Below are 21,631 nucleotides of genomic sequence, written 5' to 3'. Positions count from 1 at the left end.
TGCTTTCTCTTTTCCTGCCCGCCGTTTTTGTCCAGCCCCAACGGAGAGCTGCCATGACTGAATCCCCCGATCGTGACGAGCGCCACCTGGCGCGCATGCTGCGCAAAAAAGCGGTGATCGACGAGCGCATTGCCAATTCACCGAACGAATGCGGATTGCTGCTGGTGCTCACCGGCAATGGCAAAGGCAAGAGCAGTTCAGCCTTTGGCATGCTGGCCCGGGCCATGGGCCACGGCATGCAGTGCGGTGTGGTGCAGTTTATCAAGGGCCGCAACAGCACCGGTGAAGAGCTGTTCTTCCGCCGCTTCCCCGAGCAAGTGCGTTTCCATGTGATGGGCGAAGGCTTTACCTGGGAAACCCAGGACCGCCAGCGCGACATCGCCGCGGCCGAAGCCGCCTGGGTGGTGTCCCAGGAAATGCTGCGCGATCCGTCCATCGGCCTGGTGGTGCTGGATGAGTTGAACATCGCCCTCAAGCACGGCTACCTCGACCTGGACCAGGTCCTCAGCGACCTGCAAGCCCGCCCGCCGATGCAGCATGTACTGGTCACCGGCCGCGGCGCCAAGCCGGAACTGATTGAAATGGCCGACACCGTCACTGAAATGGGCGTGCTCAAACACGCGTTCCAGGCCGGTATCAAGGCACAGAAGGGCATTGAACTTTGAAGCAGTCCCGTCACTGCCCTGCAGTCTTGATCGCCGCGCCGGCGTCAGGCCAGGGCAAAACCACCGTCACCGCCGCACTGGCCCGCTTGCACCGCAATCTCGGGCGCAAGGTCCGCGTGTTCAAGTGCGGCCCGGACTTTCTCGACCCGATGATCCACGAGCGCGCTAGCGGTGCGCCGGTCTATCAATTGGACATGTGGATGGTCGGCGAGCAGGAAAGTCGGCGGCTGTTGTGGGAAGCGGCGGGGGAGGCCGACCTGATTTTGATCGAAGGCGTCATGGGCCTGTTCGACGGCACGCCGTCCAGCGCTGACCTGGCGCGGCATTTTGGCGTGCCGGTGCTGGCGGTAATCGACGGCACGGCGATGGCCCAGACTTTTGGCGCTTTGGCCTTGGGGCTCGCCCGTTACCAGCCTGATCTGCCGTTCGCCGGGGTGCTGGCCAATCGCGTCGGCACCCTGCGTCATGCGCAGTTGCTGGAAGGTAGCCTTACCGAAGGCCTGCGCTGGTACGGCGCACTGTCGCGGGAGACCGGTATCGAGCTGCCGAGTCGTCATCTTGGGCTGGTGCAAGCCAGCGAATTGAATGACCTGGATCTGCGCCTGGATGCCGCCGCGCAAGCGTTGGGTAGCAGTTGCGAGGTAGCGCTGCCGCCGCCGGTAGAGTTCGCTGCGCCTGAGCCGATAGAGGCCGAACCGTTGCTGGCCGGTGTACGGATTGCCGTTGCCCGTGACGAAGCCTTTGCCTTTACCTACGGCGCCGGCCTCGACTTGTTGCGAGCGATGGGCGCTGAGCTGCGCTTCTTCTCGCCGATTCATGATTGTGAACTGCCAGAAGCTGACAGCTTGTACCTGCCCGGTGGTTATCCGGAACTGCATCACCTGGCGTTGTCGCAAAACACTTCGATGCTGACCGCCATCCGCGCCCACCATGGCGCCGGCAAGCCCTTGCTGGCCGAATGCGGCGGCATGCTGTATTTGCTGGACTCGCTCACCGATGTCGATGGCACCCGCGCCGAATTACTCGGACTGCTTCAGGGCGATGCTGTGATGCAAAAGCGCCTGGCCGCCCTGGCGCTGCAAAGTGTCGATTTGCCCGAAGGCGTTCTGCGCGGCCACACCTACCATCATTCCCTGACCAGTACCCAATGGCAGCCGATTGCCCGGGGCCTGAGCCCCAACGGCGGACGCGGCGCCGAGGCGGTTTATCGGCAGGGACGGATGACCGCCTCTTATGTGCACTTTTATTTCCCGTCCAACCCGACAGCGATTGCAGCGTTATTTGTGCCAGACACCCAGGCCAATGTGGGAGCGGGCTTGCCCGCAATGAGGCCATGACCGACAACACCTTCCCCCAGGCCGACCGCGAAGCCGTCTACCGGGCCATCGCCGAACGCCGCGACATGCGCCACTTCAGCGGCGGCACCGTCGCTCCCGAGCTGCTTCACCGTTTGCTGCAAGCCGCCCACCAGGCGCCCAGCGTCGGCCTGATGCAGCCGTGGCGTTTCATCCGCATCAGCGACCGCGACCTGCGGGGCAAGATTCAGCAACTGGTGGAAGAAGAGCGTATTCGCACCGCCGAAGCCCTCGGCGAGCGTTCCGACCAGTTTATGAAGCTCAAGGTCGAAGGCATCAACGAGTGCGCTGAGGTGCTGGTGGCCGCGCTGATGGATGACCGCGAACGGCATATCTTCGGCCGTCGCACCTTGCCGGAAATGGACATGGCGTCCTTGTCCTGCGCGATCCAGAATCTATGGCTGGCATCCCGGGTCGAAGGGCTGGGCATGGGCTGGGTGTCGTTGTTCGAGCCCCAGGCTCTGGCCGATCTGCTGGGTTTGCCGGCGGGCGCCAAGCCCCTGGCGGTGCTGTGTCTGGGCCCGGTGGCCGAGTTCTACCCGGCACCGATGTTGCAGCTGGAAGGCTGGACTGAACCGCGTCCATTGAGTGACATGCTGTATGAGAATTATTGGGGAGTGAGTCAATGAGTGTGGCCTTGCTGAGTGTCGCTGCCGTGGCGCTGGATGCGCTGCTGGGCGAACCCAGGCGCTGGCATCCGCTGGTGGCATTCGGTAATTTCGCCGGGCGTATCGAGCAGCGTTTCAACTCGGGTGGCCGAGGCTGGCGCAGCCATGGCGTGACCGCCTGGGTGATCGCGGTGGTGCCGCTGACCCTGCTGGCCACGGCCTTGTCGTGGGCGCCGTATGTGGGTTGGGTGATCGAGATCCTCGCGTTGTATTGCGCCCTCGGCATGCGCAGCCTTGGCGAACACGTGGCGCCCGTGGCCCAGGCCCTGCGCAGTGATGACCTGGACGAGGCGCGCAAGCGCGTCGGTTATCTGGTCAGCCGCCAAACCAGCGAGCTGGACCACACCGAAGTTGCACGCGCCGCCACCGAGTCGGTATTGGAAAACGGCAGCGATGCGGTGTTCGCCGCGCTGTTTTGGTTTGTCATCGCCGGCGTGCCCGGTGTAGTGCTCTATCGCTTGAGCAATACCCTGGATGCGATGTGGGGTTATCGCAACCAACGTTTTGAACGTTTTGGCTGGGCTGCGGCGAAGATCGACGATCTGCTCAACTATATTCCTGCAAGGTTGGTGGCGTTGACCTACGCGCTACTGGGCAAAACTCGGCTGGCGCTCAAGTGCTGGCGCACTCAAGGCCCGACTTGGGACAGCCCCAACGCCGGTCCGGTGATGGCTGCGGGCGCAGGTGCCCTGGGTGTCGAGTTGGGCGGGGCAGCGATTTATCACGGCGAACTGCATCAGCGTCCGCAATTGGGCGAAGGTGTGCCGGCGAGTGCCGATTCTATCGACCAAGGCTGGCAACTGGTGCAGCGCGGCGTGTGGCTATGGTTGTTGATTCTGTGTGTGGGGGCTGAATTTTATGCTTGAGCACGGTGGTCGGCTGCGCAAGGCAGCGATGCAATACGGCATCAGCGAGGCCGACTGGCTGGACCTGTCCAGCGGCCTGGCGCCCTGGCCCTGGCCGATCCCCGAGATCCCGCTGCGGGCCTGGGCGCGCCTGCCGGAAACCGATGATGGCCTGGAGGCGGCCGCCTGCGAGTACTACGGCGCCGCCCAGGTGCTGCCGGTGCCCGGCTCCCAGGCCGCAATCCAATTGCTGCCGCGTCTGCGTCGTTCGGGCAAGGTCGGCGTGCTGTCGCCGTGCTATGCCGAGCACGCCGAAGCCTGGCGCCGCGCCGGTTATATCGTGCGTGAAGTATTGGAGCAGGAAGTGGACTTCTTCCTCGACAGCCTTGACGTGCTGGTGGTGGTCAACCCCAACAACCCCACCGGCCTGAGCCTCACGACGCAACGCCTGCTGGACTGGCACGCACGCCTGGCCCAACGCGGCGGCTGGCTGGTGGTGGATGAGGCCTTTATGGACAACACCCCACAGTTAAGCCTGGCGAGCCAGACCCATCAGGTGGGCTTGATCGTATTGCGCTCGTTCGGCAAGTTTTTTGGCCTGGCCGGGGTTCGACTGGGCTTTGTCCTGGCCGAGCGCAAGTTGCTCAAGTTGCTTGCTGAACAAGTCGGGCCATGGGCGGTCAGCGGGCCGACGCGGGTGTTGGGCCAGGTGTGCCTTAAGGATGTCGCCGGCCATACGCGCCAGCGCCTGCGCTGCGAAGAAGCCAGCCAGCGACTGTTTGAACTGCTGGAGCAGCATGGCCTGCGACCGCAAGGCGGCTGCGCGCTGTTCCAGTGGTTGATTACCGACTGCGCCGAGCACCTGCACGAATTCATGGCCCAGCGCGGCATTCTGCTGCGCCTGTTTGTCCACGACAGCAGCCTGCGCTTTGGCCTGCCGGGTACCGACGCTGACTGGCTGCGCCTGGAACAAGCGCTCACCGCGTACAAGGAAGCATCATGAGTACCTTGATGGTGCAGGGCACCACGTCCGATGCGGGCAAAAGCACCTTGGTCACCGCCTTGTGCCGCTGGCTGGTGCGCCAGGGCGTGGCGGTGGTGCCGTTCAAACCGCAGAACATGGCGCTCAACAGCGCGGTGACTGCCGAGGGCGGCGAGATTGGCCGGGCCCAGGCGGTCCAGGCCCAGGCGGCGAAGCTGGCGCCTCACACCGATATGAACCCGGTGCTGCTCAAACCCAATAGCGACACCGGTTCGCAGGTCATCATCCATGGCCGGGCCGTCACCACCATGAATGCGGTGGCTTATCACGACTACAAGGCCATCGCCATGCAAGCGGTGTTGGCGTCCCATGCCCGCTTGAGCGCGGCGTATCCGGTGGTGATGGTGGAAGGTGCCGGATCACCCGCGGAGATCAATCTGCGGGCCAACGACATCGCCAACATGGGCTTTGCCGAAGCGGTGGATTGCCCAGTGCTGTTGATCGCCGACATCAATCGCGGCGGGGTGTTTGCTCATTTGGTAGGGACGCTGGAATTGCTGTCGCCTTCGGAGCAGGCGCGGGTCAAGGGTTTCATCATCAACCGTTTTCGTGGCGATATCGCGCTGCTGCAACCGGGACTGGACTGGCTGGAAGAACGCACCGGCAAGCCGGTGCTGGGTGTTCTGCCTTACGTGATGGATTTGCACCTGGAGGCCGAAGACGGCATCGACCAGCGTCAGATCGACAAGGCGGCGCAGGTGCTCAAGGTAGTGGTGCCGGTATTGCCGCGTATCAGCAATCACACGGATTTTGATCCGCTGCGGCTGCATCCCCAGGTGGATTTGCAGTTTGTCGGGCCGGGGCAGGCGATTCCTGCGGCTGACCTGATTATCTTGCCGGGGTCGAAAAGCGTACGTAGCGACTTGGCCTATTTGCGGGCCAATGGTTGGGACGTGGCGCTGGGCCGGCACTTGCGCTATGGCGGCAAGGTGTTGGGGATTTGCGGTGGGTTGCAGATGCTTGGCGAGCAGGTGCATGACCCGTTGGGGCTGGAAGGGCCCTGCGGTTCCAGTGAGGGACTGGGGCTTTTGGCGTTTAGCACGACGCTGGAAGAAGAGAAGCAACTGCGCAATGTTCGCGGGCGGTTGCTGTTGGAAGACGCTGAGGTCAGTGGTTATGAGATTCATGCGGGTGTGACCAGTGGCAGTGCCTTGTTGCGACCGGCGGTGGTTTTGGATGACGGTCGTAAGGATGGTGCGCAAAGTGCCGACGGGCAGATTCTTGGTACTTATCTGCATGGGTTGTTTGAGACTCCGGCCGCTTGCAGTGCGTTGTTGCGCTGGGCGGGGTTGGAGGATGTGCAGGAGGTGGATTACCACGCCCTTCGCGAGCGGGATATTGAGCGGTTGGCGGATTTGGTGGAGCAGCATTTGGATACAGGATTGTTGCGTTCGTTGTGTGGGGTTTGAGGGTGTACACCGATCCAGTGTGGGAGCCGGGCTTTGTTTTGGGTGGTGTGTATATCCGTTGCTGCGGTGACGGCGACTTAGGGTTACGCCCTTACGGCGTGTCACTTTGTAAAAGCGACAAAGTAACCAAAGCGCTCCTGCCCTACCTGTCGGCGCCTCGCTGTGGCTCGGCGTACCCTCACTCCGGCATTGCTCCGTGGGCCGGAGTGAGGGTACGCCGAGCCACAGCGAGGCACCAAGTGGTGGGGCAAGAGCCTTTTGCTTACTTTTGGGCTCTTTCAAAAGTGAGTCGCTGTAAGAGCGAAACCCCAAGCCGCCGTTACCGCAGCAACGGATACACACACAATCAAAAAAAGAGGTCCCACCCATGCTCCAACTAATCCTGGGCGGCGCCCGCTCCGGCAAAAGCCGCCTCGCCGAAAAACTCGCCGCGAACAGCGCGCTTCCGGTTACCTACATAGCCACCAGCCAACCCCTGGACGGCGAAATGAACGAGCGCGTCACCCTGCATCGCCAGCGCCGCCCGGCCGAATGGAGCCTGATCGAAGAACCCATCGAACTGGCCCGCGTCCTACGGGAAGCCGCCGGCCCCGACCGCTGCCTGCTGGTCGACTGCCTGACCCTATGGCTAACCAACCTGCTCATGCTCGAAGATCCCGCACGTCTTGCCTCAGAGCGCGACGCCCTGCTGCAAATCCTGGCCTTCCTGCCAGGTGAAATCATCTTTGTCAGCAACGAGACCGGACTGGGTGTCGTGCCGCTGGGCGAATTGACTCGCCGCTATGTCGATGAAGCCGGTTGGCTGCATCAAGCCCTGGCCGAGCGTTGTCAGCGTGTTGTCCTGACCGTCGCCGGCCTGCCCCTGACTTTGAAAGGTACTGCGTTATGACTGACACCTGGTGGCTCAACCCTTGTAAGGCTATTGACGCCCAAGCGCACGACCAAGCCCTGGCCCGTCAACAACAGCTGACCAAACCCGCCGGCTCCCTCGGCCAGTTGGAAACAGTGGCAGTGCAACTGGCCGGCTTGCAAGGGCAAGTCAAACCGAGCCTCGACCACCTGTGGGTCGCAATCTTTGCCGGCGATCACGGCGTGGTTGCCGAAGGAGTCTCCGCATTTCCCCAGGAAGTCACCGGGCAGATGCTGCACAACTTCGTCACTGGCGGCGCTGCCATCAGCGTGTTGGCCCGTCAGTTGGATGCGCAACTGGAAGTAATCGACCTGGGCACCGTCACGCCGTCGTTGAACCTGCCGGGTGTGCGTCACCTGAATATCGGCGCGGGCACCACCAACTTCGTCAACGGCCCGGCGATGACCGAGGCCCAAGGCCGCCTGGCCCTGGAAGCGGGGCGCGACAGCGTGCGCCGGGCTGTCGCGGGCGGCGCTCAATTGTTCATTGGCGGCGAGATGGGTATCGGCAACACCACGGCAGCCAGTGCGCTGGCGTGTGCGTTGCTGGGCTGCCGAGTGAGTGACTTGACCGGGCCAGGTACTGGCTTGAACGCCCAGGGCATCAGCCATAAGGTGGCCGTGATCGAGCGTGCCTTGGTATTGCATGCGGCTCAGCGCGGCGATGCGCTGCAAACCCTGTTCAACCTGGGTGGTTTCGAGATTGCCGCGTTGGTCGGTGCTTATCTGGCCTGCGCCCAAGAGGGTGTCGTGGTGTTGGTGGACGGTTTTATCTGCACCGTCGCGGCCCTGGTAGCCACACGCTTGAACCCGGTGTGCCGCGAGTGGCTGCTATTCAGCCATCGCGGTGCCGAGCCGGGCCATCGTCATGTGCTGGAAAGTCTTAACGCTGAACCGCTGCTGGAACTGGGCCTGCGCCTGGGCGAAGGCAGTGGCGCTGCGTTGGCGGTGCCGTTGCTGCGCCTGGCTTGCGCGCTGCACGGTCAGATGGCGACCTTTGCCGAAGCCGCTGTAGCGGATCGTCCGGCATGACCTTGCACCTGGACTTGCTGCGTCACGGTGAAACCGAACTGGGCGGCGGCTTGCGCGGCAGCCTGGACGATGCGTTGACGGCCAAGGGCTGGGAGCAGATGCGTGCTGCTGTGATCGAGCGGGGGCCGTGGGACCGTTTGGTCAGCTCGCCGCTGCAACGTTGCGCGCGCTTTGCCGACGAGTTGGGCGTGCGCCTGAACCTGCCGGTGACCCTGGAAAAGGATTTGCAAGAGCTGCATTTCGGCGCCTGGGAAGGGCAGAGCGCTGTGACGTTGATGGAAACCGATGCCGAGGCGCTGGGCTTGTTCTGGGCTGATCCCTATCGTTTCACCCCGCCCAATGGCGAACCGGTGGAGCAGTTTTCCAACCGTGTGCGCGGCGCCGTCTCGCGTTTGCATCAGGCCTATACCGGCCAACGAGTGCTGTTGATCAGTCACGGCGGGGTCATGCGCTTGCTGCTGGCCCAGGCCCGAGGCTTGCCCCGTGAGCAGCTATTGAATGTTGAAGTCGGCCACGGCGGCTTGTTCAGCCTGCAGGTCGAGGCCGATGGTGTATTAAGGGAAGGCGCCTGATCATGTTGCCATTCTGGATTGCCCTGCAGTTTCTCAGCAGCTTACCGATCCGCTTGCCGGGTATGCCGCAGCCGCAGGAACTGGGGCGTTCACTGCTGTTCTATCCGCTGGTGGGGCTGTTGTTCGGGCTGTTGCTGTGGGGCTTGAACACGGTACTGATGGGCGCGCCGTTGCTGTTACATGCGGCGTTGTTGCTGACGGCGTGGGTGTTGCTCAGCGGCGGCTTGCACCTGGACGGCCTGGCCGACAGCGCCGATGCCTGGCTGGGCGGTTTTGGTGACCGCGAGCGTACCCTGACCATCATGAAAGACCCGCGCAGCGGGCCGATTGCCGTGGTTACCCTGGGCCTGGTGTTGCTGCTTAAATTTACTGCGCTGGTGGCCCTGATCGAACAGCACAACGGTGCTGCGCTGCTCCTGGCACCGTTGATCGGTCGTAGCTCGATGTTGGCACTTTTTCTTACCACTCGCTATGTGCGGGCCGGAGGGCTGGGCCAGGCGTTATCGGATCATTTACCGAGGATCGTCGGCCAACAGGTGCTGATCCTCAGTGGTCTGGCGTGTATCTTGATCGGCGGCTTCAGCGGTGGGATAGCGGTGTTACTGGCGGCCATCTGCTTCATTGGCTTGCGCCAACTGATGGTCAATCGACTGGGCGGCACCACCGGCGACACCGCCGGTGCCCTGCTGGAACTGCTGGAAGTGGCGGTGTTGATCGGTATGGCTTTGTAACAGTTTCTTGCATTTCCTTAATCGCGGGTATATACACGCTCCATGCTTGCCTCCCAATGTTTATGTACCAACCTGCGTCGCGCCGCTCGTGGCGTCAGCAGGCATTACGACGGCGCTCTCGACGGCTTCGGGATCAACGTCGCCCAGTATTCTTTGCTATGCAACCTGCAGCGTCTTGATCAACCGAGCATTTCCAGCCTGGCCGATGCCATGGGCCTGGATCGCAGCACCCTGGGGCGCAATCTGCGGGTGCTGGAGGGCGAAGGCCTGGTGCAATTGGTCGAGGGAGATGATCTGCGCAATCGCCTGGTGTTGCTCACCGAGGCAGGCAATGAGCGGCTTGCCGCGGCCTTGCCCGCCTGGGAAGCGGCGCAGCAGAAGCTGATTGATCGGTTGGGAGCAGAAAAGCGCGAAACCCTGTTGGCCTTGCTGGACGAACTTGCTTAAACGCAAGCTTGTTCGATCATAAGCGGGTATATACCCGTTAGCGGAGAATAAGAAATGACCTCGATGTGGCGTACCAGTGGCTGGATTCTTGTCGGGAGTGCGCTGATCCTGGCTCTGTCCCTGGGTGTGCGGCACGGCTTTGGCCTATTCCTGGCGCCCATGAGTGCAGAATTTGGCTGGGGGCGCGAAACCTTTGCCTTTGCCATCGCCTTGCAAAATCTGATCTGGGGCCTGGCCCAACCTTTCACCGGCGCCGTGGCCGACCGCTTCGGTGCGGCAAAAGTGGTGATGATTGGCGGCGTACTTTATGCCCTGGGTCTGGTGTTCATGGGCTTGTCGGACTCGGCATGGTCGCTGTCGCTGAGTGCCGGTTTATTGATCGGGATTGGCCTTTCCGGTACTTCGTTCTCGGTGATTCTTGGCGTGGTGGGGCGCGCCGTGCCAGCGGAGAAACGCAGCATGGCCATGGGTATCGCCAGTGCGGCCGGCTCTTTCGGCCAGTTCGCCATGTTGCCAGGCACCCTCGGCTTGATCGGTTGGCTCGGCTGGTCTGCCGCGTTGCTGGTGCTGGGCCTTCTGGTGGCGTTGATTGTGCCGCTGGTGACCATGCTCAAGGATCGCCCGCTGCCGGTGTTGGCAGGCCAGCAGACACTACGTGAAGCGCTGCACGAAGCCTGTTCCCATTCTGGTTTCTGGTTTCTGGTTGCTGGCCTTTGGCTTTTTCGTCTGCGGTTTCCAGGTGGTATTTATTGGTGTGCATTTGCCGGCGTATCTGGTGGACCAGCATCTGCCGGCCACCGTGGGTACGACGGTGTTGGCGTTGATTGGCTTGTTCAATATCTTCGGCACCTACACGGCCGGTTGGCTCGGCGGGCGGATGTCCAAGCCGCGGCTGTTGACCGGCTTGTACCTGTTGCGGGCTGTGGTGATCGTGCTGTTCCTGTGGGCGCCAGTGACTGAAATGAGTGCCTACCTGTTCGGCATGGCCATGGGCTTCTTGTGGCTGTCTACCGTACCGCTGACTAATGGCACGGTAGCAACCCTGTTCGGTGTCAGAAACCTTTCCATGCTGGGTGGGATCGTGTTCCTGTTCCACCAATTGGGTTCGTTCCTCGGTGGCTGGCTGGGCGGGGTGGTCTATGATCGAACCGGCAACTACGATTTGATCTGGCAGGTGGCGATTGTCTTGAGCGTGCTCGCCGCTGCCTTGAACTGGCCGGTGCGTGAGCGCCCGGTGGCCCGATTGCAGGCGCAGATGGAGGCAGCATGAGTTCGATAGGGCATTGGTTCGTGGCAGGTGGAGCAGGCCTGCTGCTGTTACTGGCATGGTGGGGGTGGCAGCAGGGCGGCCTGGCGTTGATGCAGTTGGGCATGGTGATCTGTTAAGTTCTGTGTCTGAACCTATTCAAGGACATTCCACATGCTGATGCGCTGGCTTGCAGTACCTGCTCTGATGGCGGCTTTTGGCGGTGTCGCCATGGCTGCCGATTGCCCGGCGTTGCTTGAAGGCCAATTGCCCAAGTTGCGCGCCAAGGAGTCCATCGACCTGTGCCAGCGCTTTGCCGGTAAGCCGCTGGTGATCGTCAACACTGCCAGCTTCTGCGGGTTCGCTCCCCAGTTCAAAGGCCTTGAGGCGTTGTACCAGCGCTATAAGGACGATGGGCTGGAAGTGATTGGTGTACCTTCCGATGATTTCAAGCAGGAAGCCAAGACCGGCGAGGAAACGGCCAAGGTCTGCTACGTCAATTACGGTGTGACCTTCACCATGACCGAGCCGCAAAAGGTCAAGGGGCCAGACGCTGTGCACCTGTTCAAGATCCTCGCGCAACAAAGCAGCGCGCCCAAGTGGAATTTCTACAAGTACGTGGTAGATCGCCAGGGCAAGGTGATTGCCAATTTTTCCAGCCTGACCAAGCCCGACAGCCCGGATCTGATCAAGGCGGTGGAGCAGGCGTTGGCTTCCAAGCCCTGATCGCCGCCCATTAAAAAGCCCCGGCTCCTTTGCAGGAGGGCGGGGCTTTTTCATACCGCGGTGAATCAGAAGCGGTAGGTCATGCCCAGGCCGAAGCCGTTGGCACTGTTTTCGTACTTGGCGTTGTAGGACTGGCCCAAGGCGTTGTTGCGAGCAACCTTGACGCTTTCTTCCTTCAGGTAGGAGTAGGCCACGTCGATGGTCATGTTCGGCATGACATCGTAGCCAGCGCCCACGCTGAAAATCACACGGTCACCGGTAGGGATGCGTGGTGAACGGTCAGTGTTGTTGGTGGGCGACTGGTCGAAGGTCAGGCCGGTACGCAGTGTCCACTGAGGGTGAACCTTGTAGGAAGTACCCACGGCGTAAGCCCAGGTATCGTGCCAGTTCTGATCTTCCTTGATGGTGCCGACCATGCCGGGGGCAGCGATACCGCCACCAGTGCGAGTGACGCCTTCGTTCTCTACGGTGATGTCTTTCAGGCGGCTCCAGCGGGTCCAGGTGGCACCTGCGTAGAGTTTCCAGACGTCGCTGAGGTCTTGGGTGACCGACAGGTCCCAGGACTCAGGGGTGTCGACCTTCAACGAGGCGTCGTAGCGGCGGTTGGCCAGGACGGTAGCTGGAACGCCGGCACCTGGGGTCACATCGGTGTGGCCTTCGAGCTTGTACTTCACTTTCGAGTGATAGGTCAGGCCCACGCGGGTCGTGTCGGTGGCTTGCACCAGGACGCCGGCGTTGAAGCCCAGAGCGGTGTCGTCGCCCTTGACCTTGACTTTGTTGTCGCCGCTGCCTGGGACCAAGGCCTGCAGGCTTGGCTCCGATTCCAGGGTGCCGGCAATGCGGTTGATCGTAGGACCGAAACCTATGGAAACCTTGTCATTGAAGGCGTAGCTGATGGTCGGCTGGAACGTGATGACCTGAACTTCGCTCTTGCTGCCGAAGGCTTTGCCCTGGAAGCCGCGTTCGTAGTCAGTAATCAGGCCAAATGGTGCATAGACACCGAAACCGACAGCCCACTGATCGTTGAGTTTATTGGTGTAGAAACCGAACGGTACTGCAGTGAACGGGACCATGTCGCCTTTGTTGCTACCGCGCGAGCGACCGCTGGTATCGCTGATGTCGCTAGAGGCATCAATTACTGCAACACCGCCCGTGACTTGCTGGCCTTCAAGGCGAGCCATACCGGCAGGGTTGCCAAAAACAGTGCTTGCATCATCGGCAGATGAAGAGCGACCCGCAAAACCGGTACCCATCCCGCTGACGCTTTGTTCGTTAAGGGCAAAGCCGCTTGCGAACAGTTGGGAGGAGGCCATGGCAACGGCGAGGCTAAGTGTGGTCTTGAGCATTACTTTTTTCATTATTAGAACTCCGAGGTGATCACCGCTGCGGAAAGTAACAATATTTTCAAGTTAGCGCTATAGGCTGAAACGCAGGAGATAGAGCGGTTTTGTAGGACAATCAGACCAAAATAAGCGACATTTGTCGAATCATGCAAATTGCCCGATCAGCAGGCGACCTGATTCAGCGGTGAAACACAGGTGTGCCAGGCGCGGGTAAAATCCCGCAGCCGGCCCTGGGGTTGGAAGATTTCTCGCCAGATTCGCGCCATGGCCTGCACGTCGTCGGGAGGGGGTAGGGCGGGGTGATGTTTTTCCACCAGCAGCCAGGCAATGGCAGTGGCGTAACGCAGGTTGACCGTCAACTCAAGCTGGGGCCCGCTAAGGAATGCGTGTTGGCTGGCGAGACCTCGTACCAGGCTGGCGCGTTCTGGGTCGAGGGCCAGGTATTCGTCCCACAGGGCCCGGTGGCGTAGTTCAGTGATGCGATACAGGCCATGGCCGCGACGGTCATGCAGGGCGGTACCCAGGGCGGATTGGCTGGCAGCGATGCCCAGCAGCAGAGATTCCGCAGCTTGGCTGTGGCGGCCCAGGTAAATCAAGGTGGGCCGGATCACATAACGACACAATTCGCTGGCGGCGATACCCATAAAGCCCTCGAAGCGTGGAAGTGGTCGACGAGGCCTGAGAAGGGGGGGCTTGGCAGCGGTGAATCGGATCTCAGGCTCGCCGGAAGCGGATCATGCCGCTTGAGTTGAAGTGTAGTGTCATATTTACGACGTAAAGGACTGTTTTTAAAATATTTTTATCATTCGGTTATAACCGTTATATCTGTTTGAACTTAATCGAAAGTTCAATTACTCGGATTTCAGGCAATAAAAAACCCTGCTTTGCAGGCAGGGTTTCGGGTTTTTCAGTGTCGGGTCGATCAGGCAATCAGTGCCTGACGGGTACGCTCGATCACGGCCTGCAGCGGTTCTGCGCTGGAGTATTGATCGGGGTACAGGCGTTCGCTGTGACGAGCGATGCCGTGTTCGTTGACCAGGGTGAAGCTGAAGCAGCCTTTACGAGCGGCCATGATCAGGCAATTCATTGGTGCAAAAGCATTGGTGAGGGTGCGAATGGCATCCTGAGTATGGATTTGAGTGGACATATTATTGGTGTTCCTACAAATAACACGGTTAAAAACCGTGCAACATTAAAACGTTCCAGTGACGTTGATCACCATTGATCGAACGAAGAGCCCGACTGGAACAAAGCAGCCAGTTTGAAGCGCTAATTAGTTTGGCGCGCTTGGGCTGGCAGGTAGGTACTTAGGAGGGCAGGCAACACAACAGGGGCAAAGGTTCTGGGCCCAGGGTGAAGATCCTGATCAATCTGCAGGTTGGTTCGGTCAGAGTATTGAGACTTCGCGACACCCTTTGCATTATTCAAAGGCAGTGTCGTCACAAGTGATACCTGGAAACCATCGAGGTGGTCGATCCCATCGATATGGACAGTCACTCTTCTTTAGGAAAGTTATGTCGCGGGGGATTTGTTCGACCAGAATTGACTTTCAGCTTGGTACTAACGCCGGGGATACTAACGGATTGAATCCTGAAAAGGAAGCGCGTTAGAGAAAATACTTCAGTCAGCCCCTAGAAGCCCTCGATAAATCAGCGCGGTCGTCGTCGCGGCTAGCCGAATGGGTTTCATGTAGGCCGAGCAGTGTGGCGAGCCCGAGAGCGTTTGAAAAGTGGCGCAGGTGTGACGTCAGTAACGTTTTTTTGGGGGGGTTGGCTAAAAAGCGGCGGCGATATAACCATCAGGTGGGCAGTTGTGCACATTGGTTGCGCAGCGTGTCACCTCACAGTCATAAGGTTGGCAATACCCTCGAATGCCTGCAACGAAAATTTAAGTCAATGAAAAATCTGGCTTTTTTTTATTGGTGAAAAAATCGTCAGTTTGACTGCGGCCCCCGCTCCATGGGCCTTTGCGGGGATTAAAGGAGGGTTGTCCACTGAGTTATCCACAGCTTCTGTGGATTGTCCCAAGCGCTTGCTCTAGGACGGGCGTGCAGGCTTTTTTCAGCTTTACCCGTATGAAAAAAGGAGTAGAGTGGCGCGCCTTCCGTTCTGCCCTACAGTGCTTTATGAAGTTTCGCTCAGTATCACCTTCTGTTACCGACAGCCCTTCCGTTGTTACCGCACCCAAGCGTTTTTCCTTGAGGGTCGCTTTGTGGCTGCTGGACAACCCGCGCCTGGCTGACAGCCCCAACGTCAAGCATTTCGCTGGTCGCTTGCTCAAGCAGCCCGCCCGTGAAGGTGTGGTTGCCGCGCAAAGTCGATTAGGCCAATTGATGTGCCGCGAATGTGGCAGCGCCCGGGACCGGCGCATCGGTCACGATCTGTTGCGTCAGGCCGCTCGTGCAGGCGACCTCCGTGCCCAGCGCGAACTGGGCCAGATCGAAGACTGAGCTGTCCACGGCGCGCCTGCTTGGTTAACCTTCTTCTTTTATGGTGATGGCAGGAGTGGCTATGGCTTTTGACTGGACCAGTGTGGCGCTGGGTCTCGCTGCTGCTGCGTTACCTTTATTGGTGCTGTGCTGGCAGATTCAGCGACGCCTGAGTGCGCGCATGGCTGGCTGGGAATTGCTCGAAGAGCGCCTGTCCACCGCGCAACTAGCCCAGGAAGGGTTGGCGGCGCAATTGGACGCCAGTCGCGATGAAATCAGCGACCTGAGCCAGGCCAATGCCGCCAAGCAGGCAGATCTTGCTGCTGTGCGCCGGGAAGTCGAGTTGCTGCAGATCGATCGCGACAACGCACGCGACGCTGCCCATGCCTGGAATATCGAGCGCTCTGCCAAGGAAGTCGAGCTGCGGCGTCTTGATGCCTTGTCGGCCGCCCTGCGCGCCGAACTTCGGGAACAACAGGAAAGCCATCAGCAACGCCTCAGCGACCTGCAGGGTTCGCGGGATGAGCTGCGGGCGCAGTTCGCGGAGCTTGCCGGAAAAATCTTCGACGAGCGCGAGCAGCGGTTCGCCGAAACCAGCCAGCAGCGCCTGGGACAACTGCTTGATCCCCTCAAGGAGCGCATTCAGTCCTTCGAAAAGCGCGTGGAAGAAAGCTATCAGAGCGAGGCGCGGGAACGTTTTTCCCTGGCCAAGGAACTTGAGCGCCTGCAGCAACTGAACCTGCGTCTGTCGGACGAAGCGACCAACCTGACCCGTGCTCTCAAAGGCCAGAAAACCCAGGGCAACTGGGGTGAGTTGATTCTTGAAAGGGTGCTTGAGCATGCAGGCCTGGAGAAAGGCCGCGAGTACCAGACTCAGGTCAACCTCAAGGGCCCGGATGGCGAGCGCTTCCAGCCGGACGTACTGATCATGTTGCCGGGTGACAAGCAGGTGGTGGTGGACTCCAAGGTCAGCCTGACCGCCTATCAGCAGTACGTTGTTGCTGATGATGAAGTGATCGGCCAGGCCGCTCTCAAGCAGCATGTCTTGTCCTTGCGCACCCACGTTAAAGGCCTCGCCGGCAAGGACTATAAGCGTCTGGAGGGCTTGCACAGCCTGGACTTTGTCCTGCTGTTCGTGCCCATCGAAGCCGCGTTTTCCGCTGCATTGCAGGCTGAGCCGAACCTGTTTCAGGAGGCTTTCGACCGCAACATCGTCATCGTCAGCCCGACGACGTTACTGGCGACCCTGCGGGTGATCGACAGCCTGTGGAAACAGGAACGGCAAAGCCAGAACGCCCGGGAAATCGCCGAACGTGCTGGCTGGCTGTATGACAAATTCGTGTTGTTTATCCAGGATCTGGATGAGGTGGGCAATCGCCTGCAGCAGTTGGACAAGGCTTACAGCGCGGCGCGCAATAAGCTGACGGATGGGCGCGGGAATCTGGTCAGTCGTACCGAGCAACTGAAACTGCTCGGTGCTCGCGCCAGTAAAAGCCTTCCGGCCGATCTGCTGGAGCGGGCGATGACCGATGAAGACGGTGTGGCGCAGTTACCGGAGTAGAGCACCGTCAATATATGTGGCTTGTGTGGCAGCGTATCCTGGCTAAAGCGGCAAATGCCGACTCAACAACGCCCTAAGCGCCGCAGGCTTGACCGGTTTGGCCAAATAATCCAATCCCGCGGCATGCACCTCGGCTACCATTTCTGGGCGCCCATCGGCGCTGATCACCACGCCTGGTATTGGTGCCGCCAGCTCTGCTCGCAGCCAACCCATCAACTCAGTACCGGTCTCGCCGTGGTCCAGGTGGTAATCCACCAGGGCCAATTGCGGTCGCATCCCCTCTGCCAGCAACGCCACGCACTGCGCCTGGTCGCGGGCGGTCCAGACCTGGCAACCCCAGCGAGTCAGCAAGCTGCGCATACCGATGAGGATGCTGTCTTCGTTATCCACGCACAGCACCTGGGCGCCACTCATGGGTTGGCCATTTTCCAGTGCGGCCTGGACCGGTGTGCTGGTTTGCGTCCGGGCCAGGGGCACACTGACGCTGAATACGCTGCCCTTGCCCGGCCATGAGCGCACACGCAAGCGGTGGCCAAGTACCCGGCACAAGCCGTCGGCGATCGCCAGCCCAAGGCCCAGGCCCTTTTCGGCGCGGGTCTGGTGGCTGTCCAGGCGCTTGAACTCTTCGAAGATCACTTTCTGTTTGTCTGGCGGGATACCGGGACCCCGGTCCCAGACCTCCAGGCACAGTTCTCCCCGGCGCCGCCGCACCCCCAGCAGCACCGGGCCATCGGCATAACGGAAGGCGTTGGTCAGGAAATTCTGCAAAACCCGTCGCAGCAACTTGATGTCGCTGTCGACGCGTAAGCGGCTGCCCCGCACGCGGAAGTCCAGGCCTTGTTCCTGGGCCAATGCCTTGAACTCGGCGCCCAAGGCGTCAAACAGCTCGTTGAGGGCAAAGGGGTGGCGCTGAGGATTGATCTTGCCGTTTTCCAGGCGCGAGATGTCCAGCAGGTCGCTGATCAGGTCTTCGGCCGAGCGAAGCGAACTGTCCAGATGCTGCACCAGTTGCCGGGTTTCCCCCGACAATCCGTCGTTCTGATGGGAGAGGGCGGCGGAGAACAACCGTGCCGCGTTGAGCGGTTGCATCAGGTCGTGGCTGACCGCCGCCAGGAACCTTGTTTTCGACTGGTTGGCCGATTCGGCGACGCCTTTGGCATCGGTCAGGGCGACATTCAGTTGCGACAGTTCATGGGTGCGTTCAGTGACGCGCTGCTCCAGGCCTTCGTTGGCCTCGGTCAAGGCTTGCTCGGCCTCGCGGAATGCGGTGATGTCGGTGAAGCTCATGACAAAGCCGCCGCCGGGCATCGGGTTGCCAATCAGCTCGATCACCCGGCCATTGGGGAACAGACGCTCCGAGGTATGGGCGCGGCCTTGGCGCATCCAATGCAGGCGCCGGGCGACATGCACCTCGGCTTCCCCCGGACCGCACAGGCCGCGCTCGGCGTTGTAGCGAATAATGTCGGCAATTGGCCGGCCGACGCTGATCAGTCCGTCCGGGTAATTGAACAGTTCCAGATAACGACGGTTCCAGGCCACCAGCTTGAGGGACTGGTCGACCACGCTGATGCCTTGGGTGATGTTTTCAATGGCGCCCTGCAACAGCGCCCGGTTGAACTGCAGCACTTCCGAGGCTTCGTCGGCGATTCGTACGACGTCTTCAAGCTGCATTTCCCGGCCTTCAATGGCTGCTTTCACCACCGCTCGGGTCGAGGAGGCGCCCAGCACACCGGCCAGCAGCCGCTCGGTGTGGGCGATCCAGTCGTTGTCAGCGTTCTGGTTAGGGTTGAAGCCTTTGCCTTGGCGATAGGCGAAGCGGATAAAGCTCTGTTGCGCCCGTTCTTCACCGACGAAGCGGGCGGCCAGGCTGAGCAGGTCGTTGATCTGCACCGAGAGCATGGAGCGCGTACTGGCGCGCTGACTGGTTTCCTGGCCGATAAATCGGCCTGCCTGCCAGTGTTCGGAGACCCGTGTGCGCGACAATACAGAAACCCAGGCAAAGAGCGTGAAGTTACCGGCCAGGGACAGCACCACGCCTTGGGTCAGTGGCGTGATCGGCAGTCCCAGCGGGTTGCCATGCAGCCAGCTCAGGCCAGGGAAGATACTCAGTGACCAACCCAGGCTGTGGGCCGCAATCGGCAGTACTAAGGTGTAGAACCACAGGAATGTTCCTGCCGCCAATCCGGCAAACACCCCACGGCGGTTAGCCTGTTTCCAATACAGCGCACCAAGCATCGCTGGCGCCAGTTGGGTGACAGCGGCAAAGGCAATCTGGCCGATGGTCGCCAGGCTTGCGGTGGAGCCCAGCAGGCGGTAGCTGACGTACGCCAGCAGGAGAATGATGACAATACTGACCCGGCGCACCGAAAGCATCCAGTGGCGGAACGCTTCGAATGGGCGTTCGGCGTTGGTACGGCGCAGCAACCATGGCAGCAGCATATCGTTGGAGACCATGGTCGACAGCGCGACACTGGCCACGATCACCATGCCGGTCGCCGCCGAAGCCCCCCCGATAAAGGCCAGCAGCGCCAAGGCCGGATGGGCTTCGGCCAGGGGCAGGCTGATCACATAGGAGTCGGGCAGTACCGAACCCGGCAGCAGCATTTTCCCACCCAGGGCAATCGGCACCACGAACAGCGCGGCCAGCACCAGATACGCGGGGAACACCCACTTGGCCAGGCGCAAATCCTGAGGGTCGATATTTTCCACCACGGTGACGTGGAACTGCCGGGGCAGGCAGATGATCGCCATCATTGCCACGCCGGTCTGGACCACCATCGACGGCCAGTTGATGGTCTCTTTCCAGTACTCCTCTAGCCGTGGCGCAAGCATTGCCTGGCTGAACAAATCATCAAAACCGTCATACAGGCCATAGGTAACGAAGGCGCCAACAGCGAGGAACGCGAACAGTTTGACCAGGGATTCAAAGGCAATCGCCAGCACCATGCCGCGGTGGTGTTCCGTGGCATCGAGGTTGCGAGTACCGAAGACAATAGTGAACAGCGCCAGCACCAGCGACACGATCAGCGCGGTGTCCTGGGCCCGGGTGCCGGTGGCATCGGCGCCGGCACCGATCAGCAGGTTCACTCCCAGCACGATGCCTTTGAGTTGCAGGGCAATGTACGGCAGCACGCCCACCAGGCAGATCAGTGCCACCACCACCGCCAGGGACTGGGACTTGCCATAGCGGGCGGCGATAAAGTCGGCGATGGAGGTGATGTTCTCCTGCTTGCTGATCAATATCATCTTTTGCAGCACCCAGGGTGCCAACACCAGCAACAGCACCGGACCCAGGTAAATCGGTAAAAACGCCCACAACTGTTCGGCCGCCTGGCCGACCGCGCCGAAGAAGGTCCAACTGGTGCAATAGACGGCCAGCGACAGGCTATACACCCAGGCACGCACCCGCGGTGGCAGCGGCGTGCGGCGGCGGTCACCATAGAAGGCAATGGCAAACATAATGGCCATATAGGCCAGGGCAACGGCGGCGATCAGCCCGCTGGACAGCGTCATGAGAACTCCGGACATAAGAACACCCGGGCATTCCAGGCCCAGGATGGACAGTCTCGCATGATGCCTGGGGTTAGTCAGTGTCGACCAAGGTCGTGTGCAAGCTTTGTCAATTGAGTATCAGCGTCGGGGCAGGGTTTTCTGTTGCAGGATATAGAGGGTCACCAGCACCGCACTGGTCAACATGAACCCGCGGGCCCAAGGCAGTGGCACCAGGTAGCAGGAAAACCCGATGCTCAGCCACATCACCCCAATGGCATATACCTTGCCCTTGAGCGGAATGCCGTTGCCATCCAAATAATCACGAACCCACGGGCCCAGCCGCGGGTGCTCCACCAGCCATTGGTAGAAACGCGGTGAACTTCGGGCGAAGCAGGCGGCAGCCAGCAGTAGAAAGGGGGTGGTCGGCAAGACCGGCAGGAAAATCCCGATGACCCCGAGCACTACGCTCAGCCAGCCGATGGCCAGCAGAACGTAACGCACGAGCAGGGAACGGTTGCCCATGGGGGCCACGGGCAACGGACTCAGTGGTGGCGAGGTTTGAGGATCGCCGGTTTTTCGTCAGGTGCGTTGCACAGCAGGTACAGGGCGGTCAGCGCTTCCGGGATTTGAACGACCATGTCGTCCATCAAGTTGGCGTCGGTGGCGATGTCAGCGAACTCAGGCTGATCGTCGAACAAGCCGGAACCGACCATGATTGGCAGCAGCATTTCGCTGACTTCTTCCTCGGCGGTTTCGAACCAGGCGGCTTCGCGCAGGAACACACCTTCCATAAAGCCAATGCACCAGCCGCGCAGATCGGAATCATCCGGTTCTTCGCCCAGGTCCAGGTCGCATGGCAGCTCGAATTCCTCATCGGAAGCCAGTTGACGGCCGATGTGGGCCTTGAGGGCCAGCAGGGTGGCTTCGATTTCTGCGCGCTCGGCGTCGTCACGGTAGTGAGGCTCTTCGGAGAACAGCGCGTCGATCCATTCACGTTCGGGAACCACTTCGGAGCAGATCGACAGGGCGGTCAGGTAGCCGTGGGCGGCCACGTAGTCCAGCGCCTCGTCATGCAGCTCGTCGGCATCGAGGAAGGCTTGCAGGCGGGTTAGTTGCTCAGCGAAGGACATTGACGGGTTACCTTGGGAATAAACGATGCT

At 60.7% G+C, this 21,631-nt stretch carries 20 protein-coding genes and 1 pseudogene; 15 read left to right on the top strand and 6 right to left on the bottom strand.

Annotated elements, in window-relative coordinates:
- Positions 1–53 precede the first annotated feature (53 nt).
- The 13 genes and pseudogenes from cobO (at position 54) to ACZRJ6_RS01030 (ending at position 11,647) form a co-directional block, all read left to right on the top strand.
- Complete coding sequence (cobO, locus tag ACZRJ6_RS01090) at positions 54–665, top strand: cob(I)yrinic acid a,c-diamide adenosyltransferase (RefSeq protein WP_463969824.1); 612 nt, start codon at positions 54–56, stop codon at positions 663–665.
- Positions 662–2,002, top strand: coding sequence for a cobyrinate a,c-diamide synthase (locus ACZRJ6_RS01085; protein ID WP_463969825.1), 1,341 nt, complete (start codon positions 662–664; stop codon positions 2,000–2,002). The genes cobO and ACZRJ6_RS01085 overlap by 4 nt, the downstream gene beginning before the upstream one ends.
- Positions 1,999–2,649 (top strand): 5,6-dimethylbenzimidazole synthase, encoded by a 651-nt coding sequence (bluB, locus tag ACZRJ6_RS01080; RefSeq protein ID WP_463969826.1) that lies wholly within the window; start codon positions 1,999–2,001, stop codon positions 2,647–2,649. The genes ACZRJ6_RS01085 and bluB overlap by 4 nt, the downstream gene beginning before the upstream one ends.
- Positions 2,646–3,554, top strand: coding sequence for an adenosylcobinamide-phosphate synthase CbiB (gene cbiB / locus ACZRJ6_RS01075; protein WP_463969827.1), 909 nt, complete (start codon positions 2,646–2,648; stop codon positions 3,552–3,554). Before bluB ends, cbiB begins: the two co-directional genes overlap by 4 nt.
- Complete coding sequence (cobD, locus tag ACZRJ6_RS01070) at positions 3,547–4,536, top strand: threonine-phosphate decarboxylase CobD (protein ID WP_463969828.1); 990 nt, start codon at positions 3,547–3,549, stop codon at positions 4,534–4,536. The genes cbiB and cobD overlap by 8 nt, the downstream gene beginning before the upstream one ends.
- A complete protein-coding gene (locus ACZRJ6_RS01065; protein ID WP_463969829.1) occupies positions 4,533–5,984 on the top strand; it encodes a cobyric acid synthase in 1,452 nt (483 codons plus the stop codon). The genes cobD and ACZRJ6_RS01065 overlap by 4 nt, the downstream gene beginning before the upstream one ends.
- Before the next feature lie 367 nt (positions 5,985–6,351).
- A complete protein-coding gene (cobU, locus tag ACZRJ6_RS01060) occupies positions 6,352–6,873 on the top strand; it encodes a bifunctional adenosylcobinamide kinase/adenosylcobinamide-phosphate guanylyltransferase (RefSeq protein WP_463969830.1) in 522 nt (173 codons plus the stop codon).
- Positions 6,870–7,925, top strand: a complete 1,056-nt coding sequence (gene cobT / locus ACZRJ6_RS01055; RefSeq protein ID WP_463969831.1) for a nicotinate-nucleotide--dimethylbenzimidazole phosphoribosyltransferase — start codon at positions 6,870–6,872, stop codon at positions 7,923–7,925. The genes cobU and cobT overlap by 4 nt, the downstream gene beginning before the upstream one ends.
- Positions 7,922–8,497 carry an alpha-ribazole phosphatase family protein gene (gene cobC, locus ACZRJ6_RS01050; protein WP_463969832.1) on the top strand — a complete coding sequence of 192 codons (576 nt, stop codon included), beginning with the start codon at positions 7,922–7,924 and terminating at the stop codon, positions 8,495–8,497. The genes cobT and cobC overlap by 4 nt, the downstream gene beginning before the upstream one ends.
- 2 nt (positions 8,498–8,499) lie before the next feature.
- Entirely contained in the window at positions 8,500–9,228 is a 729-nt protein-coding gene (locus ACZRJ6_RS01045; protein ID WP_463969833.1) for an adenosylcobinamide-GDP ribazoletransferase, read from the top strand.
- A gap of 42 nt (positions 9,229–9,270) precedes the next feature.
- Positions 9,271–9,675 (top strand): MarR family winged helix-turn-helix transcriptional regulator, encoded by a 405-nt coding sequence (locus ACZRJ6_RS01040; protein WP_149412115.1) that lies wholly within the window; start codon positions 9,271–9,273, stop codon positions 9,673–9,675.
- Positions 9,676–9,738: 63 nt separating this feature from the next.
- A pseudogene (locus ACZRJ6_RS01035) lies at positions 9,739–10,945 on the top strand (MFS transporter).
- Between the two features lie 150 nt (positions 10,946–11,095).
- Entirely contained in the window at positions 11,096–11,647 is a 552-nt protein-coding gene (locus ACZRJ6_RS01030) for a glutathione peroxidase (protein ID WP_463969834.1), read from the top strand.
- A gap of 65 nt (positions 11,648–11,712) precedes the next feature.
- On the opposite strand, the gene ACZRJ6_RS01025 is transcribed toward ACZRJ6_RS01030, so the two are convergent.
- The 3 genes from ACZRJ6_RS01025 to ACZRJ6_RS01015 form a co-directional block, all read right to left on the bottom strand.
- Complete coding sequence (locus ACZRJ6_RS01025; protein ID WP_463969835.1) at positions 11,713–13,005, bottom strand: OmpP1/FadL family transporter; 1,293 nt, start codon at positions 13,003–13,005, stop codon at positions 11,713–11,715.
- A gap of 146 nt (positions 13,006–13,151) precedes the next feature.
- Entirely contained in the window at positions 13,152–13,634 is a 483-nt protein-coding gene (locus tag ACZRJ6_RS01020; RefSeq protein ID WP_463969836.1) for a hypothetical protein, read from the bottom strand.
- 278 nt (positions 13,635–13,912) lie between these two features.
- Positions 13,913–14,137 (bottom strand): hypothetical protein, encoded by a 225-nt coding sequence (locus ACZRJ6_RS01015; RefSeq protein ID WP_019407963.1) that lies wholly within the window; start codon positions 14,135–14,137, stop codon positions 13,913–13,915.
- A gap of 978 nt (positions 14,138–15,115) precedes the next feature.
- Between ACZRJ6_RS01015 and ACZRJ6_RS01010 the strand changes: the two genes are divergently transcribed.
- Positions 15,116–15,439 carry an SEL1-like repeat protein gene (locus tag ACZRJ6_RS01010; protein WP_149412110.1) on the top strand — a complete coding sequence of 108 codons (324 nt, stop codon included), beginning with the start codon at positions 15,116–15,118 and terminating at the stop codon, positions 15,437–15,439.
- 175 nt (positions 15,440–15,614) lie between these two features.
- Positions 15,615–16,979: a DNA recombination protein RmuC gene (locus ACZRJ6_RS01005; RefSeq protein WP_463969980.1), complete on the top strand. Its 1,365-nt coding sequence runs from the start codon at positions 15,615–15,617 to the stop codon at positions 16,977–16,979.
- Between the two features lie 42 nt (positions 16,980–17,021).
- Here ACZRJ6_RS01005 and ACZRJ6_RS01000 read toward each other — a convergent pair whose 3' ends face one another.
- From ACZRJ6_RS01000 to ACZRJ6_RS00990, 3 genes are all read right to left on the bottom strand, one after another.
- Positions 17,022–20,492: a hybrid sensor histidine kinase/response regulator gene (locus ACZRJ6_RS01000; protein ID WP_463969837.1), complete on the bottom strand. Its 3,471-nt coding sequence runs from the start codon at positions 20,490–20,492 to the stop codon at positions 17,022–17,024.
- Positions 20,493–20,609: 117 nt separating this feature from the next.
- Entirely contained in the window at positions 20,610–20,993 is a 384-nt protein-coding gene (locus tag ACZRJ6_RS00995) for a YbaN family protein (protein ID WP_463969838.1), read from the bottom strand.
- A gap of 20 nt (positions 20,994–21,013) precedes the next feature.
- Positions 21,014–21,601, bottom strand: a complete 588-nt coding sequence (locus tag ACZRJ6_RS00990) for a UPF0149 family protein (protein WP_463969839.1) — start codon at positions 21,599–21,601, stop codon at positions 21,014–21,016.
- Positions 21,602–21,631: the final 30 nt, after the last annotated feature.

This window comes from Pseudomonas sp. C321, from assembly GCF_055407105.1.
The sequence above is the reverse complement of the archived record's forward strand: the minus strand, read 5'-3'. Positions and strand labels throughout refer to the sequence as shown.

Excerpts from the sequence above, each read along its gene's own strand:
- cobD (WP_463969828.1), top strand. The coding sequence starts at position 3,547 with ATGCTTGAGCACGGTGGTCGGCTGCGCAAGGCAGCGATGCAATACGGC.
- ACZRJ6_RS01000 (WP_463969837.1), bottom strand. The coding sequence starts at position 20,492 with ATGACGCTGTCCAGCGGGCTGATCGCCGCCGTTGCCCTGGCCTATATG.
- ACZRJ6_RS01015 (WP_019407963.1), bottom strand. The coding sequence starts at position 14,137 with ATGTCCACTCAAATCCATACTCAGGATGCCATTCGCACCCTCACCAAT.
- ACZRJ6_RS00995 (WP_463969838.1), bottom strand. The coding sequence starts at position 20,993 with ATGGGCAACCGTTCCCTGCTCGTGCGTTACGTTCTGCTGGCCATCGGC.
- ACZRJ6_RS01040 (WP_149412115.1), top strand. The coding sequence starts at position 9,271 with ATGCTTGCCTCCCAATGTTTATGTACCAACCTGCGTCGCGCCGCTCGT.
- cobO (WP_463969824.1), top strand. The coding sequence starts at position 54 with ATGACTGAATCCCCCGATCGTGACGAGCGCCACCTGGCGCGCATGCTG.
- cobU (WP_463969830.1), top strand. The coding sequence starts at position 6,352 with ATGCTCCAACTAATCCTGGGCGGCGCCCGCTCCGGCAAAAGCCGCCTC.
- cobC (WP_463969832.1), top strand. The coding sequence starts at position 7,922 with ATGACCTTGCACCTGGACTTGCTGCGTCACGGTGAAACCGAACTGGGC.
- cbiB (WP_463969827.1), top strand. The coding sequence starts at position 2,646 with ATGAGTGTGGCCTTGCTGAGTGTCGCTGCCGTGGCGCTGGATGCGCTG.
- ACZRJ6_RS01065 (WP_463969829.1), top strand. The coding sequence starts at position 4,533 with ATGAGTACCTTGATGGTGCAGGGCACCACGTCCGATGCGGGCAAAAGC.
- ACZRJ6_RS01025 (WP_463969835.1), bottom strand. The coding sequence starts at position 13,005 with ATGAAAAAAGTAATGCTCAAGACCACACTTAGCCTCGCCGTTGCCATG.
- ACZRJ6_RS01030 (WP_463969834.1), top strand. The coding sequence starts at position 11,096 with ATGCTGATGCGCTGGCTTGCAGTACCTGCTCTGATGGCGGCTTTTGGC.
- cobT (WP_463969831.1), top strand. The coding sequence starts at position 6,870 with ATGACTGACACCTGGTGGCTCAACCCTTGTAAGGCTATTGACGCCCAA.
- ACZRJ6_RS01010 (WP_149412110.1), top strand. The coding sequence starts at position 15,116 with ATGAAGTTTCGCTCAGTATCACCTTCTGTTACCGACAGCCCTTCCGTT.
- ACZRJ6_RS01020 (WP_463969836.1), bottom strand. The coding sequence starts at position 13,634 with ATGGGTATCGCCGCCAGCGAATTGTGTCGTTATGTGATCCGGCCCACC.
- bluB (WP_463969826.1), top strand. The coding sequence starts at position 1,999 with ATGACCGACAACACCTTCCCCCAGGCCGACCGCGAAGCCGTCTACCGG.
- ACZRJ6_RS01045 (WP_463969833.1), top strand. The coding sequence starts at position 8,500 with ATGTTGCCATTCTGGATTGCCCTGCAGTTTCTCAGCAGCTTACCGATC.
- ACZRJ6_RS00990 (WP_463969839.1), bottom strand. The coding sequence starts at position 21,601 with ATGTCCTTCGCTGAGCAACTAACCCGCCTGCAAGCCTTCCTCGATGCC.